This is a genomic window from Streptomyces sp. NBC_00775 (assembly GCF_036347135.1).
In the GTDB taxonomy this organism is placed as follows: Bacteria; Actinomycetota; Actinomycetes; order Streptomycetales; family Streptomycetaceae; genus Streptomyces; species Streptomyces lutosisoli.
In genome coordinates this window covers 3,542,717-3,556,294 of sequence record NZ_CP108938.1, presented here as the reverse complement: position 1 = coordinate 3,556,294, position 13,578 = coordinate 3,542,717, and the positions used below count along the sequence as shown (strand labels likewise).

Annotated in this window: 18 protein-coding genes; 8 read left to right on the top strand and 10 right to left on the bottom strand. The window is 69.6% G+C overall.

Annotated elements, in window-relative coordinates:
* The first annotated feature begins 15 nt into the window (after positions 1 to 15).
* Genes OIC96_RS15725 through OIC96_RS15715 form a run of 3 tightly spaced genes read left to right on the top strand, consistent with a single transcriptional unit; the run spans position 16 to position 1,842 of the window.
* Entirely contained in the window at positions 16 to 1,242 is a 1,227-nt protein-coding gene (locus OIC96_RS15725) for an RNA polymerase sigma factor (protein WP_330307229.1), read from the top strand.
* Positions 1,243 to 1,252: 10 nt separating this feature from the next.
* Positions 1,253 to 1,600 (top strand): DUF952 domain-containing protein, encoded by a 348-nt coding sequence (locus OIC96_RS15720; protein ID WP_330307230.1) that lies wholly within the window; start codon positions 1,253 to 1,255, stop codon positions 1,598 to 1,600.
* Positions 1,597 to 1,842 carry a hypothetical protein gene (locus tag OIC96_RS15715; RefSeq protein ID WP_330307231.1) on the top strand — a complete coding sequence of 82 codons (246 nt, stop codon included), beginning with the start codon at positions 1,597 to 1,599 and terminating at the stop codon, positions 1,840 to 1,842. Before OIC96_RS15720 ends, OIC96_RS15715 begins: the two co-directional genes overlap by 4 nt.
* A 21-nt stretch (positions 1,843 to 1,863) precedes the next feature.
* On the opposite strand, the gene OIC96_RS15710 is transcribed toward OIC96_RS15715, so the two are convergent.
* The 5 genes from OIC96_RS15710 to OIC96_RS15690 all read right to left on the bottom strand — a co-directional run bounded on the left by OIC96_RS15710 (position 1,864) and on the right by OIC96_RS15690 (position 5,462).
* Positions 1,864 to 2,616, bottom strand: a complete 753-nt coding sequence (locus tag OIC96_RS15710; protein WP_330307232.1) for a VOC family protein — start codon at positions 2,614 to 2,616, stop codon at positions 1,864 to 1,866.
* Between the two features lie 15 nt (positions 2,617 to 2,631).
* The gene (locus OIC96_RS15705; RefSeq protein WP_330307233.1) at positions 2,632 to 3,486 is read right to left on the bottom strand and encodes a hypothetical protein; all 855 of its coding nucleotides are present in this window, start codon (positions 3,484 to 3,486) and stop codon (positions 2,632 to 2,634) included.
* A gap of 77 nt (positions 3,487 to 3,563) precedes the next feature.
* Positions 3,564 to 3,980: a VOC family protein gene (locus OIC96_RS15700; protein WP_327431641.1), complete on the bottom strand. Its 417-nt coding sequence runs from the start codon at positions 3,978 to 3,980 to the stop codon at positions 3,564 to 3,566.
* 10 nt (positions 3,981 to 3,990) lie between these two features.
* Complete coding sequence (locus tag OIC96_RS15695) at positions 3,991 to 4,416, bottom strand: helix-turn-helix transcriptional regulator (protein ID WP_330307234.1); 426 nt, start codon at positions 4,414 to 4,416, stop codon at positions 3,991 to 3,993.
* A 77-nt stretch (positions 4,417 to 4,493) separates the two neighbouring features.
* Entirely contained in the window at positions 4,494 to 5,462 is a 969-nt protein-coding gene (locus OIC96_RS15690) for a LysR family transcriptional regulator (RefSeq protein WP_330307235.1), read from the bottom strand.
* A gap of 123 nt (positions 5,463 to 5,585) precedes the next feature.
* Here OIC96_RS15690 and OIC96_RS15685 point away from each other — a divergent pair, with 123 nt between their 5' ends.
* On the top strand, positions 5,586 to 6,857 hold the full coding sequence (locus tag OIC96_RS15685) for an MFS transporter (protein ID WP_330307236.1): 1,272 nt from the start codon (positions 5,586 to 5,588) through the stop codon (positions 6,855 to 6,857).
* A gap of 45 nt (positions 6,858 to 6,902) precedes the next feature.
* Here the strand turns inward: OIC96_RS15685 and sodN are convergent, their stop codons facing one another.
* A complete protein-coding gene (gene sodN / locus OIC96_RS15680; RefSeq protein WP_023546844.1) occupies positions 6,903 to 7,298 on the bottom strand; it encodes a superoxide dismutase, Ni in 396 nt (131 codons plus the stop codon).
* 145 nt (positions 7,299 to 7,443) lie between these two features.
* Here sodN and sodX point away from each other — a divergent pair, with 145 nt between their 5' ends.
* A complete protein-coding gene (gene sodX / locus OIC96_RS15675; RefSeq protein WP_330310285.1) occupies positions 7,444 to 7,878 on the top strand; it encodes a nickel-type superoxide dismutase maturation protease in 435 nt (144 codons plus the stop codon).
* Here the strand turns inward: sodX and OIC96_RS15670 are convergent.
* Positions 7,782 to 8,411 carry a CGNR zinc finger domain-containing protein gene (locus OIC96_RS15670; protein WP_330307237.1) on the bottom strand — a complete coding sequence of 210 codons (630 nt, stop codon included), beginning with the start codon at positions 8,409 to 8,411 and terminating at the stop codon, positions 7,782 to 7,784. The two genes, sodX and OIC96_RS15670, sit on opposite strands and share 97 nt — an antisense overlap.
* 100 nt (positions 8,412 to 8,511) lie before the next feature.
* On the opposite strand from OIC96_RS15670, the gene OIC96_RS15665 reads away from it, so the two are divergent.
* The 3 genes from OIC96_RS15665 (at position 8,512) to OIC96_RS15655 (ending at position 10,674) form a co-directional block, all read left to right on the top strand.
* Positions 8,512 to 9,288, top strand: coding sequence for a class I SAM-dependent methyltransferase (locus OIC96_RS15665; protein ID WP_330307238.1), 777 nt, complete (start codon positions 8,512 to 8,514; stop codon positions 9,286 to 9,288).
* Between the two features lie 127 nt (positions 9,289 to 9,415).
* Complete coding sequence (locus OIC96_RS15660; RefSeq protein ID WP_327431647.1) at positions 9,416 to 9,904, top strand: sigma-70 family RNA polymerase sigma factor; 489 nt, start codon at positions 9,416 to 9,418, stop codon at positions 9,902 to 9,904.
* Complete coding sequence (locus OIC96_RS15655) at positions 9,901 to 10,674, top strand: hypothetical protein (protein ID WP_330307239.1); 774 nt, start codon at positions 9,901 to 9,903, stop codon at positions 10,672 to 10,674. The genes OIC96_RS15660 and OIC96_RS15655 overlap by 4 nt, the downstream gene beginning before the upstream one ends.
* A gap of 68 nt (positions 10,675 to 10,742) precedes the next feature.
* Here the strand turns inward: OIC96_RS15655 and OIC96_RS15650 are convergent, their stop codons facing one another.
* Genes OIC96_RS15650 through OIC96_RS15640 form a run of 3 tightly spaced genes read right to left on the bottom strand, consistent with a single transcriptional unit; the run spans position 10,743 to position 13,459 of the window.
* Positions 10,743 to 11,504, bottom strand: coding sequence for an amino acid ABC transporter ATP-binding protein (locus OIC96_RS15650; protein WP_330307240.1), 762 nt, complete (start codon positions 11,502 to 11,504; stop codon positions 10,743 to 10,745).
* Positions 11,504 to 12,469, bottom strand: a complete 966-nt coding sequence (locus tag OIC96_RS15645) for an amino acid ABC transporter permease (RefSeq protein WP_330307241.1) — start codon at positions 12,467 to 12,469, stop codon at positions 11,504 to 11,506. The genes OIC96_RS15650 and OIC96_RS15645 overlap by 1 nt, the downstream gene beginning before the upstream one ends.
* A 27-nt stretch (positions 12,470 to 12,496) precedes the next feature.
* Positions 12,497 to 13,459 carry an ABC transporter substrate-binding protein gene (locus OIC96_RS15640; RefSeq protein WP_330307242.1) on the bottom strand — a complete coding sequence of 321 codons (963 nt, stop codon included), beginning with the start codon at positions 13,457 to 13,459 and terminating at the stop codon, positions 12,497 to 12,499.
* Positions 13,460 to 13,578: the final 119 nt, after the last annotated feature.

Sequence of the window (13,578 nt, the reverse complement as noted above, 5' to 3'; positions counted from 1 at the left end):
CCGAGTGGTAGCGGTATGAGGGCCACGAGCGAGGTCGAGGACCTGCTGCGCCTGCACGCGCCGCAGGTCCTCGGCGCGCTCGTACGCCGGTACGGGCACTTCGACGCCGCCGAGGACGCCGTACAGGAGGCGCTGCTCGCGGCGGCCGGGCAGTGGCCCCGCAAGGGCGTGCCCGACAATCCGCGCGGCTGGCTGATCAAGGTCGCCTCGCGGCGGCTCGTGGACTGTCTGCGGGCGGAGGAGGCGCGGCGGCTGCGGGAGGAGCGGGTGGCGGCGCTCACGCCCCGGGACGCCTTCACGGCGCCGCCGCCGGGGGCGGACCGTGCGCCGTCGGAGGACGACACGCTGTCCCTTCTCTTCCTCTGCTGCCGTCCGGAGCTGACCCCGCCCGCGCAGATCGCGCTCACCCTGCGGGCCGTCGGCGGTCTGACCACCGCGGAGATCGCGCGGGCGTATCTCGTGCCCGAGGCGACGATGGCCCAGAGAATCAGCCGGGCCAAGCAGCGCGTCAAAGGGGTGTCCTTCGGGCGCCCGGACCACTGGGAGGAGCGGCTGCCCGCCGTCCTCCACACCCTGTACCTGATCTTCAACGAGGGCTATACGGCCACGTCCGGGGCCGCGCTCCAACGGGCCGAACTCGCGGGGGAGGCGATCCGGCTGACCCGTATGGTCCACCGGCTGCTGCCCGAGGACCTCGAAGTGACGGGCCTGCTCGCGCTGATGCTGCTGACCGACGCCCGGCGCGCCGCGCGGACCGGCCCGCACGGCGAGCTCGTGCCGCTCGACGAGCAGGACCGCGGCCTGTGGGACAAGGCGGCGGTCGAGGAGGGCGTGGCGCTGGTGACGGCGGCGCTGTCGCGGGGGCGGGCGGGCCCCTACCAGCTGCGTGCCGCCATCGCCGCCGTGCACGACGAGGCGCCCTCGGCGGCGGAGACCGACTGGCGCGAGATCCTCGGCCTGTACGACGTGCTGGTCCGCCTGGTCCCGGGCCCCGTCGAACGCCTCAACCGGACGGTGGCGGTGGCCATGGTGCACGGGCCGCGGGCCGGGCTGGCCGAACTCGGCCCGCTGGAGGACGAGCCGGCGGCCGGACACCGACTGGACGCGGTCCGCGGGCACCTGCTGGAACGCGCCGGAGACACGGCGGCGGCCCGGGCGGCCTACGAGTCGGCGGCCCGCAAGACGCTCAGCCTCCCCGAACAACGCTATTTGCACGCGCGGGCCGCACGCCTGAAGCCGTAGCGTTCGCGCTATGTCCGAACCTCTGCTGCACCTCACCGAACGCTCCCTCTGGGACGCGGCCCGTGCGTCCGGCACCTACGAGATGTCCACCCGTGGCCGCACCCTCCAGGAGGAGGGCTTCATCCACTGCTCCCTGCGTCACCAACTCGCGGGCGTGGCCGCCTTCTTGTACGGCTCCTCCACCGACCCCGACGACCTGGTGGTCCTCGTCATCGACGCCGAACGGCTCGGGGTGCCGGTGCGGTTCGAGGCGATGAAGCCCGGGGGCGAGGAGTTCCCGCACATCTACGGGCCGATTCCGGTGGACGCGGTCGTGGATGTGGAGAACTGGGACCAGGGCGGGGTGACGTCGGAGTGACGGCGGCGGGGGGACGGCGCCGGTTATGGCGCTGGGTGCTGGCGGTGTGGATGGTGACCGTGGTCGTGGGCGGTGGCCTCACCCTCTGGCTCCAGGACGCGGCCGAGCCGGAGCGGCCGGGCGGCTGGGAGAAGAACCAGGAGTCCCCGGCCCCGCTCCTGCGCTTGGACGACCTGCCGTCCTCCTGCCCGAGCATCAAGAAGGGGGAGGACGGTCTCTGCTTCATTCGCCACCGGCCCTAGACCTGATCCGCCGGGCAGGCCCTAGCGGAGGCTGCCCGTCCCGGGATCACGTGGCGTCAGGCAGTATGTGCCGCCGGACGGGTCCCGCATCACGGCCCAGCGGGCGCCGTGGGTGACAAGGGTGGCGCCCAGACGTTCGTGCTGGGCCCGAACCGCCTCGATGTCCGAGCAGGCGATGTCGAGGTGCGCTGAGGTGGGTCGGTCGGTGTCGAGGCGTTGCAGGAGGATGCGGAAGGGGAGTGCGGCGGGGGGCTTGACGAGGTGGAACTCCGGGAGCGCGCCGGGGTGGGACGCCCAGCCGGTGAGCTCGCTCCAGAAGGTGATCTCGGTGTCGTACACGGACGGTGCCAGGTCGATGCTCACCTGGTCGAGCCGGCTGGCAGCGCCGCTCGGTCCCTCGACGACGGGCGGCCGCGTCGACTCCCCGTGCCAGGGCACCGCGCAGAACAACTGACCGCCGGGGGACCGCAGTACGGCCCACCCCTCGTGGTCGGCGACGACCTCGGCGCCCAGCCGCAGCGCCGACTCCACCAGCGCCGGTACGTCCTCGACGGCGAGGTCGAGATGCGCGCCGCCGTCGCCGGCCCCGACGCCCTGCGCCTTCACGCACGCGTCGGCGCCGTCGTGCAGCAGGGTCACGAACTCGCCCTGGTCGCCGCGGGGTTCGGACAGCCGTGTCCCCGTGACCGCGGTCCAGAAGTCGGTGGCCGGGCCGAACTCCTTCATGGGGCGGTCGATGAAGGCGTAGGTCCACCGGATCGGTTCAGCGGTCATCGGGGGCGCTCCCAGTCAGACGGTCGGTACGGCTCGTACCGTCTCCTGCCCGATCAGCCCGCGCAACGAGGTTTTCACGCTCGCGACAAAGGCGTCCCGCGCGCCGGGGGAGAGGACGTCCAGGGACAGATACGGGTTGAGGTCCTCCAGCTCTACGAGGAGCAGCTCACCGCCGGGCGCCCGGCAGGCGTCCACGCGCTGGATCCCGTACGCGATGTCGTTCCAGTCGACGAACCGCCGCGCGAACTCCAGGTCCTCGTCGGTCGGGTCGTACGGCTCCAGGGCCCACCGCTCGTCCGGGCGGGGCGCGTACAGGGCGTACTGGAAGGTGTGGTCGACGAAGTAGAAGGACACCTCGTAGCGGAAGTCGATGCGCGGCTGGACCAGGACATCGCCGTACGCCAGCTCGGTGAGCCGCGCGCGGGGCACGAACTCCAGGCCGATCGAGTCCGCCCCCAGCTTCGGCTTCACCACGTACTGGTCCGCCTCGGGCAGCAGCCCCAGGTCCTCCGCGCGGTCGACCGTGGGAATGACCGGGTACCCGGCAGCAGTCAGCTCCAGCAGGTAGTGCTTCCCCGCCATGTCGCCCTTGCCCGACAGCTGGTTGTACACGCGCACACCGGCCGCGACCGCGCGCTCGCGGAACGCGTCGTACTCCGCCTGGTAGTTCAGCACCGGCCCGCTGTTGCGTACGACCACCACGTCGAAGCCGTCCATCAGCGCGGCCGCGTCCAGCGGATGGCACACGGCGACGTCGAACTCCTCGCGCAGCCGTGAGGTGAGGAAGATGTCCTCGTCGCAGTACCGGCGGCCCTTGGCCGGATAGGCCAGGTCACTGACGTAGAGGATGCGAGGGCGTGCGGACGGCATGGGTGGCTCCCGGTGGTGGTGATCAGCCGATGGTAGTTCCGGCGCACCGGGGGAGGCGGATGCCGTCGGCGGGACGATCAGCCGCCGGAGGGCTGGTTGAAGCGCAGCATGTTGCCCGCCGGGTCGCGGAAGGCGCAGTCGCGGACGCCGTAGGGCTGGTCCATGGGTTCCTGGAGGACTTCGGCGCCGGAGGCGCGGACGCGTTCGAAGAGGGCGTCGCAGTCGGCGGTGGAGAAGATGACGCCGCGCAGCATGCCCTTGGCCAGCAGCTCGGCCATGGCCTGCCTGTCCGCGGGGGAGGCGTCCGGGTTCGCCCCCGGGGGCTCCAGGACGATCTCCACGTCCGGCTGGAGCGGCGAGCCGACCGTGACCCAGCGCATCCCCTCGAACCCGACGTCGTTGCGGACCTCCAGGCCCAGCACGTCCTGGTAGAACGCGAGCGCTTTGTCATGGTCGTCGACGGCGATGAAGCACTGGGAGAGTTTCACGTCCATGGTGCTCACCCTAGAGGCGCGTCCCCGGCTCCGCTTCCGGGTTGCGGTGGCGGGCCGGGCGCGTCAGATGCCGGGCGATGCAGGACGGGATGGGGGCGCCGTGGTCGTGCGGGCGGGCCCGGTACGCGCTCGGGGTCTCGCCGACCAGTTCCGTGAAGCGGGAGCTGAAGGAGCCGAGTGACGTACACCCCACGGCGAAGCACACCTCCGTGACCGTCATGTCGCCGCGGCGCAGCAGGGCCTTGGCGCGCTCGATCCTGCGGGTCATGAGATAGGTGTACGGCGTCTCGCCGAAGGCCGCGCGGAAACTCCGCTGGAAGTGGCCCGGCGACATCAGCGCGCTGCGCGCGAGCGTGGCCATGTCCAGCGGCTCCGCGTACTCACGGTCCATACGGTCGCGGGCCCGGCGCAGCCGGACCAGGTCCTCCAGGGTCACGACACAAGAATGGCACGGGCCACTGACAGGCGTCCCGCACACCAGCGCACCGGTGCTCGCTCCGCTGGATGCGGCCGTCAGCGTCGGGTGGGTTCGACGGTTCCGCCGCCGCGGCGCGGTGTCGTTGCCCAGGAGGGGAGCCACGCTGCTTCGGGGAGCGGTGCCAGGCTTCCGAAGTGGTCGATGATCGCCCGGAGTCCTGGGTGTGGGTTCGCCCGGGGGAGGATGAGCGAGAGCGGGTACGCGAGCGTCGGATTCACGATCGGGATGCGGCGCAGGTCGTGGTTCGTCGGCCAGATGTACCGGTCGCGCGAGCCTACGAAGGTTGCCACGTCCGCCGAGTCCGCGAGGATGTCGAGGAGTACCTCGTTGCCGAAGTTCGGGCCCGCGGCGTCGATGCGGAGGTCGAAGTCGGTGGCGAGCTGATCGTAGAACTCCGCCCATTCGCTTCGCGGCGCGATACCCGGCACCCAGATCCGGTGCCGGCGCAGCTGGGACGGTGTCAGTGTCCGTGCGGAGGCGAGCGGGTGCCTCGGGCCGACGAGGAGTTCCAGCGGGGAGTGGAACGCGTGGATCATCCGCACGTCGCGCGGCAGTGCGGCCGGGTCGGTGACCGAGCGGAACGAGGCGTCGATATCGCCTGCCTGGACGGCGGCGACTGCCAGGCGCGGGTCGTTGACCCTGAGGGTCACCACGTCGAGGTCGGTTTCGGGATGCGACCGCCAATAGTCGTGCAGGACGACGGCCTGCGCGGATCGCAGGCCGAGAACGTCGATCCGAAGGGCCCGCGAGCCCGGTCTGATCGCGGTGACGGCGCGATCGACACCCGTGACGATGCTCCGGGCGTGCGGGAGGAAGGCCTGGCCGTCGAGTGTCAGCTCGACCCCTCGGGCGGTGCGGGTGAACAACCGGACGTCGAGTTCGCGCTCAAGGGCCGCGATCCGCTTCGACACGGCCTGTTGCGTGACGCCGAGCTCGTCGGCCGCGTGCTGCAACTGTCCGAGCTCGGCCGCGCGGACGAACGATCGCACCGCCTCGGTATCCATTGATCCAGCGTAAACGTGCCCAACTGATGGTTGTGGCTCGCCCGGGAGCCGGTTGTTTGATCCCGCGCCGGTGCGGGCGGTGTGATGCGGAGACCCGAACATCGGTTGTCGCGAGGGAGTCGCATGCGTGCGCGGTTGGGGCACGGTTTCGGTTGGCTGTGGTCGGCCTACGCCGTCAGTACCTATGGCACATGGATCGCCTTCGGCGCGTTCCCGCTGATCGCCGTTCGAGTGCTGCACTCGCCGGCGTTCGCCGTGTCGCTCCTGGAGGCGGCCGGGCTCGCCGTCGCGGCGATGGTCGCGTTCTCGCTCGGGCCGTGGGTCGAGCACCGGGCCAAGCGTCCGGTGATGATCGCGATGGACCTGATCCGGTTCGCCGCGATGGCGAGTGTCCCGATCGCGTACGTCCTCGGCTTGCTCTCCTACGGCCAACTGCTGGTCGTCTCGGTCATCTCCGGGACCGCGGGCATCGCCTTCAGTGCCGCGTCCGGCGCGTATCTGAAGTATCTCGTCCGCAGCGACCACCTCCTTGTGGCGAACGGGAGATTCGAGGGCACGAGCTGGGTGGCGACCGCGGCGGGCCCGCCCCTCGGCGGTGCACTCATCGGGTTGCTCGGCCCGGTCGTCACGGTCATGGCCGACGCCCTCAGCTACCTGCTGTCCGCGCTCGGGGTCCTCCGCATCCGCGGGGGCGATGTCGCGGCACCCCGCGACCGGGCCACCAGGTTGCGCGGGGCCGACCTTCTCGGCGGCTGGCGGTTCATCCTCCGCGACCGCGCGCTGAGGCGCCTGTTCCTCAACTCGATCCTGGTCAGCGGCCTCATCATGGCTACCGCCCCGCTGCTGTCCGTCCTCCTGCTGGGCCAGTACCACTTCCCGGCCTGGCAGTACGGTCTTGCCTTCGGCATTCCGGCACTCGGCGGCTTCGTGGGCGCCCGCCTCTCCGCGCGCCTCGTGACCCGCTACGGCCGGCACCGGGTCATGATCGTCTCCGGCTGGCTGCGATCGCTCTTCCCGCTCGGCCTCGCGTTCGTCCGTCCGGGTATCCCCGGACTCCTCACCGTGATCATCGTCGAGGGCCTGCTGATCACCAGCATGGGCGTCTTCAACCCGATCTACGCGACAGAACGCCTGCGACGGACTCCCGCGGATCACACCGCCCGAGTCCTCAGTACCTGGAGTGCCATCAGCAAACTCCTGCAAGCCGCCCTGATGGTGATCTGGGGCATTCTCGCCACACTCACCAGCCCGCTCGCCGCGATCACCATGTCCGGCGTTCTCCTGCTCGCCACCCCGCTCCTACTGCCCAAACGGATACATCTGGCAAACAAGACCGCACCCGGACCGTCATGGACGCCGAGTTCGGCGGCCTGCGGACCGGGTGCGGGCAGGTAGACCAGGCGACCGAAAAAATCGCAGGTCAAGCGGCATGATCGAAGATCAGGCCTTCTTGGTCTCCCAGAAGATCTTGTCGATCTGGGCGATGTAGTCCAGCGCCTTCTGGCCCGTCGCCGGGTCCGTGGACGCCTTGGCGGCCGAGAGGGCCTTCAGGGCGTCGTTGACCAGCTGGTGCAGCTCCGGGTACTTCTCGAAGTGCGGGGGCTTGAAGTAGTCGCTCCAGAGCACCGAGACGTGGTGCTTGGCGAGCTCGGCGCGCTGCTCCTTGATGACCGTGGCGCGAGCCTGGAAGTGCGGGTCGTCGTTGCCGGCCATCTTTTCCTGGACGGCCTTCACCGACTCCGCCTCGATGCGGGCCTGGGCCGGGTCGTACACACCGCAGGGCAGGTCGCAGTGTGCGCTGACCTTGACCTTGGGGGCAAACAGGCGGGAGAGCATTGAGCTGTCCTTCCTCGTGATCGTCTTCTCAGGTGGGACATTACTCCGTAGGAGACGTCTTTTCGCGAGTGCCCCCATGGGCTTAGGACAAAAGTCCAGGGTGAAACTGGGACTCGTGGAGGATAGGACCGGGGAGGTGCCGGTGATGCCGGAGCTGTCGCAGGAGACCGAGCGTGGGAGGGCCGTCTTGCCGTTTGGGGCGGCCGAGGTGACGGGACCGTCCATGGTGCCCACGCTCCAGCACGGGGATCGGCTCGTCGTGCAGTGGGGGGCGCGGGTCCGGGCCGGGGACGTGGTCGTTCTGCGTCATCCGTTCCAGCAGGATCTGCTGGTCGTGAAGCGGGTCGCCGAGCGGCGGGACGGGGGGTGGTGGGTGCTCGGGGACAACGCGTTCGCCGGGGGCGACAGCACTGACTACGGAACCGTGCCCGAGGAGCTCGTCCTGGGGAAGGTGCGGCTGCGGTACCGGCCCCTGAAGGACGGTCAGCGGTCGCCGGCCGCCGTCGTGCGGTGGGTGTTCGGGGCCGCCAGGCCCGTGCTGTCCGACCGGTCCGCCTCCAAGCGCTTGCGGGCGCGGTAGGCCGCCACGTTGGCGCGGGTCGCGCAGCGGTCCGAGCAGTAGCGCCGGGAACGGTTCGTCGAGGTGTCCAGGTAGGCGTTGCGGCAGGGCGCTGCCTGGCACAGGCCCAGCCGGTCGACGCCGTACTCGGTGAGGTGGAAGGCGAGGCCCATCGCGGCGGTCGCGGCGTAGCCCGCCGTCACGTTCGACGGATGGTCCGCCAGGTGCATGTGCCACAGGGGGCGCCCGTCGTCGTCCCGGTGGTCGTGCCCGGAGATCTGCGGGCTCACCGGGAACTCCAGCAGGAGTGAGTTCAGCAGGTCCACGGCGAGGGTCTCGTCGCCGCCGTCCGCCGACTCGAAGACCGCCCGCAGCCGGGCTCGTACGGAACGGAAGCGGGTGACGTCCGCGTCCGTGGCGCGGCGGGCCGCCTGGGCGTTGCCACCGAAGAGGTCGCGGACGGCCTCGACCGAGGTCAGTGAGTCCTTGCCCCGGGCCGGCTCCTCGCTGTTGACGAGACGGACGGCGTAATCCGAGTAATAGGCCAGTTCCACTTGTAGTCCTTACGAGGGCGCTCTATCGTCGTGACTGCGGTCAGGTAACAGATGATCGTGCTTCCAGGGTATTACGAGGCGTGGCGAAGAAGGGGCTTCCATGACCACGACGACCGGAACGAGCACCACGACCGCACCCGACTGGCCCGCCTGGCAGGAGAGCTGGGACCGGCAGCAGGAGTGGTACATGCCGGACCGCGAGGAGCGTTTCCGGGTGATGCTCGACATGGTCGAGGCCCTGGTCGGGCCCGAGCCGCGCGTCCTCGACCTCGCCTGCGGCACCGGCACCATCACGGCCCGGCTGCTCGCCCGCTTCCCGAAGGCCGTCAGCACCGGCGTCGACCTCGACCCCGCGCTGCTCACCATCGCCGAGGGCACCTTCGAGGGCGACGACCGGGTCTCCTTCGTCACGGCCGACCTCAAGGACCCGCAGTGGACCACGCTGCTGCCGTACGACTCGTACGACGCCGTCCTGACCGCCACGGCCCTGCACTGGCTGCACAGCGAACCCCTCGCGGCCCTCTACGGTCAGGTCGCGGAACTCGTCCGCGACGGCGGTGTCTTCATGAACGCCGACCACATGATCGACGAGTCGACGCCCAGGATCAACGCGGCCGACCGCGCCCAGCGCCACGCCCGCATGGATCAGGCCAAGTCGGACGGCGCCCTCGACTGGGCCGAATGGTGGGAGGTGGCCGCGAAGGACCCCGTCCTCGCCGCGCCCACCGCCCGCCGTTTCGAGATCTACGGCGAGCACGCCGACGGTGACATGCCGTCCGCCGACTGGCACGCGCGCGTCCTGCGCGAGAAGGGCTTCGGGGAGGCCCGTCCGGTGTGGCGCTCGCCCTCGGACGCGCTGGTGCTCGCGGTCAAGTAGCCACGGGGGTACGCGTTTTCGGAGGCGGTACGGAAATTCCGTACCGCCTCTTCTGCAACCCCCCGGGCATCCCGCCGCACTGGAAGGGTGAGACGGCCCGCGACCGGGGGCCGGGGAAGGGGGCGGGATGACGCGCGGCGAGGAAGCCGCTCTGCACGCCTTCGTGGAGGGCAGACGCACGGCGCTGTTCCGCAGTGCCTATCTGCTGTGCGGCAACCGCGACGAGGCGGAGGATCTCGTTCAGACGACCCTGGTGAAGGTCGTCCTCGGCGCGCGCCGGCACGGACGCCTCGACAACCTCGAGGCCTACGCGCGCAAAACGCTGGTCAACACCTTCATCTCCGCCCGCCGCCGGTTCTGGCGGCGCGAACAGGCGTACGGCGAAGTGCCGGACGTGGCGGGGCGGTCGGTCGACAGCGACACCGGACTCATGGTGCGGGCCGCCCTCGCGGAACTCGCGCCCAAGCAGCGGGCCGTGCTGGTGCTGCGCTACTGGGACGACCTGAGCGTGGCCGCCACTGCTCAGCTGCTCGGGATGCGGGAGAGCACGGTCAAGAGCCATACGGCCAGGGGACTCGCGGCGTTGAGGGCCGCGGTGCGGGAGGAATACGCATGAATCAGCGGGAAGTTGAGGCGGAACACGTCAAGGAGCTGCTCGGGCGGGCCGTGGACACCGTGCGGGCGCCGGGGAGCCGCGGCAGCGAGGCCGTCTTCGCGCAGGCCTCGCGGGTACGGCTGCGGCGGCGCGCGGCGGCCACGGGCGTCGCGGCGGCGGCCGTCGCCGCGGGTCTGGTCCTCGGGCCGGGGCTGCTGAGCGACGGCCAGGGGGTGCGCGTGGCCGGCGCGCCCACCGCCGGGGACTTCACCACCAGGGCGGGCAAGTTCGGGAAGCTGCTGCCCGCCGGGACCGGCAAGATCAGCGAGGTCTCGCTGATGCGCCTGGTCAAGCAGGTGCCGAAGGCCCCGCTGCGCAAGCCCGTCGGGCCGTACGACGGTGACTACGCCGTCCACCGGGACGGCGGCGTCGGATACATCTCGGTGACTCTGGCCACCCGCAAGGAGGCTCAGGCCAAGTCGGGCGGCAAGGGCATCGAGGACCCGTGCAAGGACGCCCCCAAGGACGGGCGGGTGGGCTGCACCACCCAGAAGCTGTCCAACGGCGACCTCCTGGGCATCTGGCAGGAGGGCGAAGCGGATGCCGGCTCGTATCCGACCTGGGGCCCGACCTTCAGCGCCGTCCTGAAGCTGACGGACGGCAGGGTGCTGCATGTGCGGGACACCGGCGGCTTCCTGGGCAAGGGCCAGCTGGGCCCGCTGCTCAAGACCCCGCCGCTGACCCGGGACCAGCTGCACAAGCTGATCTTGAACCCGAAGCTGCTGCCGTGACGAGGAGAACATGACGAAGGGGCGGTACGGGATTCCCGTACCGCCCCTTCATCAGTGGCTCAGAAGGCTCACAGCACCTTGGACAGGAACGACTGCGTCCGCTCGTGCTGCGGGTCCGTCAGGACGTCGCGCGGGTTGCCGGACTCGACCACCACACCGCCGTCCATGAAGACCAGCGAGTCGCCCACCTCGCGGGCGAAGCCCATCTCGTGCGTGACGACGATCATCGTCATACCCGACTCGGCGAGGTCGCGCATGACGTCGAGGACGTCACCGACCAGCTCCGGGTCGAGCGCCGAGGTCGGCTCGTCGAAGAGCATCAGCTTCGGGTCCATGGCCAGCGCACGGGCGATGGCCACGCGCTGCTGCTGGCCGCCGGAGAGCTGCGAGGGGTAGTTCTTCGCCTTGTCGGCCAGGCCCACGCGCTCCAGCAGCTGGCCCGCGCGCTCCCGCGCCTGGGACTTGCTGACGCCCTTGACCTGGACCGGCGCCTCCATGACGTTGTCCAGCGCCGTCATGTGCGGGAACAGGTTGAAGCGCTGGAAGACCATGCCGATGTCCCGGCGCTTCAGTGCGACCTCGCTGTCCTTGAGCTCGTACAGCTTGTCGCCCTTCTGGCGGTAGCCGACCAGCTCACCGTCGACGTACAGGCGACCGGCGTTGATCTTCTCCAGGTGGTTGATGCACCGCAGGAAGGTCGACTTGCCGGAGCCGGACGGGCCGATGAGGCAGAACACCTCGCCGGTGTTCACCTGAAGGTCGATGCCCTTGAGGACCTCGACGCTGCCGAAGGACTTGTGGACGCCCTCGGACTTCACCATCGCGGTCATCACACGGCTCCCCTCGGGCTGCCCTTCGAGAACAGGTTGGCCCTGATCTTCTGGAAGACGGTCGGCGGCAGGCTGCGGCTGGAACCCTTCGCGTAGTAGCGCTCCAGGTAGTACTGGAAGACGCTGAACACGCTGGTCATGGCCAGGTACCAGATCGAGGCGACGAAGAGCATCTCCATCACAGCGTACGACGTGGAACCGATGGCCGACGTGGAGCGCAGCAGCTCGTTGTACGTGACCGCGTACACCAGCGACGAGGTCTTCAGCATGTTGATGAACTCGTTGCCGGTCGGCGGCACGATCACCCGCATCGCCTGCGGGATCACGATCCGGCGCAGCGTCTTGGTGTGGCTCATGCCCAGGGCGTGCGCCGCCTCCGTCTGGCCCTCGTCGACGGCCAGCAGGCCGGCGCGGCAGATCTCCGCCATGTACGCGGCCTCGTTCAGGCCGAGGCCCAGGAGGGCGCACATGAACGGGGTCATGACGTCCGTCATCTCGTTCTTGTAGATCGGACCGAGATTGAGGACGGGGAAGATCAGCGCCAGGTTGAACCAGAGCAGCAGCTGGACGTAGACCGGGGTGCCGCGGAAGAACCAGATGTAGAGCCAGGCGACGGTGCTGGTCACCGGGTTCTTCGAGAGGCGCATCACCGCGAGGAGGATGCCCAGCACCACGCCCACGATCATGGCGAGCACGCTGATCAGCAGGGTACGGCCCGCGCCCTTGACGACACTGGACTCGAAGAGCTGGTCGCCGACCGTGTGCCACTGGATGTCGCCCTGCGAGAAGGCGTAGATGAGCGCGACGAGGAGCGCGACGACGATGATGCCGCTGGCCCACCGGCCGTAGTGCGGCACCGGGATCGCCTTGATGGCCTCCGGGTTGGTTCCGGACGCCGAGGTCTTGGAGACCGGGCCTCCCGGAGGCGGGGTGTCCTCGGGGGACTTGTCGAGATTGTCAGTCACGTGACTGCCCTTCAGTGGTGCGCCGGCTCACTTGCCGCCGTTGATCGCGGACTGCTCGATCGCGCCGGACTGCGCGCCCCACTTCTCAAGGACCTTCTGGTACGAACCGTCCTTGATGATCGCGTCGACGGCTTCCTTCAGCACGTCACGCAGCTCGGTGTTCTGCTTGTCGAGGATGATGCCGAACGGGCCGGCGTCGTACTGCTTGTTGATCACCTCGTAGGCGTTGCCGCCATCGGCCTTGCGGGCCAGGTCCAGGGCGACCGGGTAGTCGTTGATGCCGGCCACCGCGCCGCCCGACTTCACGCGGGTCTGGGCCTCGGTGTCGTTGTCGAACGACTCGATGTCGATGGCCTTCTTGCCGGCGCTCGTGCACTTCTTGGACTGGTCCTTGAGCGCCTGCTCGTAGGTGGTGCCCCGCTGCACGGCAGCGGTCTTGCCGCACAGGTCCTCGATGCCCGTGATCTTCTCCGGGTTGCCCTTCTTGACGTAGATGGCAGTACCGGCGGTGAAGTAGTCGACGAAGTCGACGCCCTCGCCGAGCTTCTTGCCCTTGTCGTCCAGGCCCTCCTGGCGCTGCTTGTTGTCCGTGATGGACGACATCGCGATGTCGTAGCGGCCCGAGTTCACGGCGGTGATCAGACCGTCGAAGGAGCCGGAGGTGAACTGGAACTTCACGCCGAGCTGCTTGCTGAGCGCGTCGGCCAGGTCCGGGTCGACGCCGACGATCTTGCCGCCCTCGGTCGACTCCATCGGGGCGTACTCGGCGTTCGTGCCGACCTTGATGACGCCCGCGTCCTGGATCTTCTTCGGAAGCTTGGAGAAGAGGGGAGCGCTGTTGGCGTTGGAGGACTCGGTGGAGCTGCTGCCTCCGCTGTTCGTCTGGTCACCGCAGCCGGTGAGGATCAGGGCGCCCGCGACCGCGATCGCGCCGACCGCTGCTGTCCGGGAGCGCATGGCGGTCGTACGACGGGTGGTGCCTGCGGTCATTTGGGGTTCCTCCGGCGGATGAGGGAGTAGCCGATAGGTCGACGAGAACACACACCTTCGGGTGTCGCGACCTTGTGTGATGACGGCATCTTGCCATTCGGACCAAGGCATTCAGGGGA

Excerpts from the sequence above, each read along its gene's own strand:
- sodN (WP_023546844.1), bottom strand. The coding sequence starts at position 7,298 with ATGCTCTCCCGCCTGTTTGCCCCCAAGGTCAAGGTCAGCGCACACTGC.
- OIC96_RS15700 (WP_327431641.1), bottom strand. The coding sequence starts at position 3,980 with ATGGACGTGAAACTCTCCCAGTGCTTCATCGCCGTCGACGACCATGAC.
- OIC96_RS15725 (WP_330307229.1), top strand. The coding sequence starts at position 16 with ATGAGGGCCACGAGCGAGGTCGAGGACCTGCTGCGCCTGCACGCGCCG.
- OIC96_RS15655 (WP_330307239.1), top strand. The coding sequence starts at position 9,901 with ATGAATCAGCGGGAAGTTGAGGCGGAACACGTCAAGGAGCTGCTCGGG.
- OIC96_RS15705 (WP_330307233.1), bottom strand. The coding sequence starts at position 3,486 with ATGCCGTCCGCACGCCCTCGCATCCTCTACGTCAGTGACCTGGCCTAT.
- OIC96_RS15665 (WP_330307238.1), top strand. The coding sequence starts at position 8,512 with ATGACCACGACGACCGGAACGAGCACCACGACCGCACCCGACTGGCCC.
- OIC96_RS15650 (WP_330307240.1), bottom strand. The coding sequence starts at position 11,504 with ATGACCGCGATGGTGAAGTCCGAGGGCGTCCACAAGTCCTTCGGCAGC.
- OIC96_RS15720 (WP_330307230.1), top strand. The coding sequence starts at position 1,253 with ATGTCCGAACCTCTGCTGCACCTCACCGAACGCTCCCTCTGGGACGCG.
- OIC96_RS15690 (WP_330307235.1), bottom strand. The coding sequence starts at position 5,462 with ATGGATACCGAGGCGGTGCGATCGTTCGTCCGCGCGGCCGAGCTCGGA.
- OIC96_RS15640 (WP_330307242.1), bottom strand. The coding sequence starts at position 13,459 with ATGACCGCAGGCACCACCCGTCGTACGACCGCCATGCGCTCCCGGACA.
- OIC96_RS15660 (WP_327431647.1), top strand. The coding sequence starts at position 9,416 with ATGACGCGCGGCGAGGAAGCCGCTCTGCACGCCTTCGTGGAGGGCAGA.
- sodX (WP_330310285.1), top strand. The coding sequence starts at position 7,444 with ATGCCGGAGCTGTCGCAGGAGACCGAGCGTGGGAGGGCCGTCTTGCCG.
- OIC96_RS15685 (WP_330307236.1), top strand. The coding sequence starts at position 5,586 with ATGCGTGCGCGGTTGGGGCACGGTTTCGGTTGGCTGTGGTCGGCCTAC.
- OIC96_RS15710 (WP_330307232.1), bottom strand. The coding sequence starts at position 2,616 with ATGACCGCTGAACCGATCCGGTGGACCTACGCCTTCATCGACCGCCCC.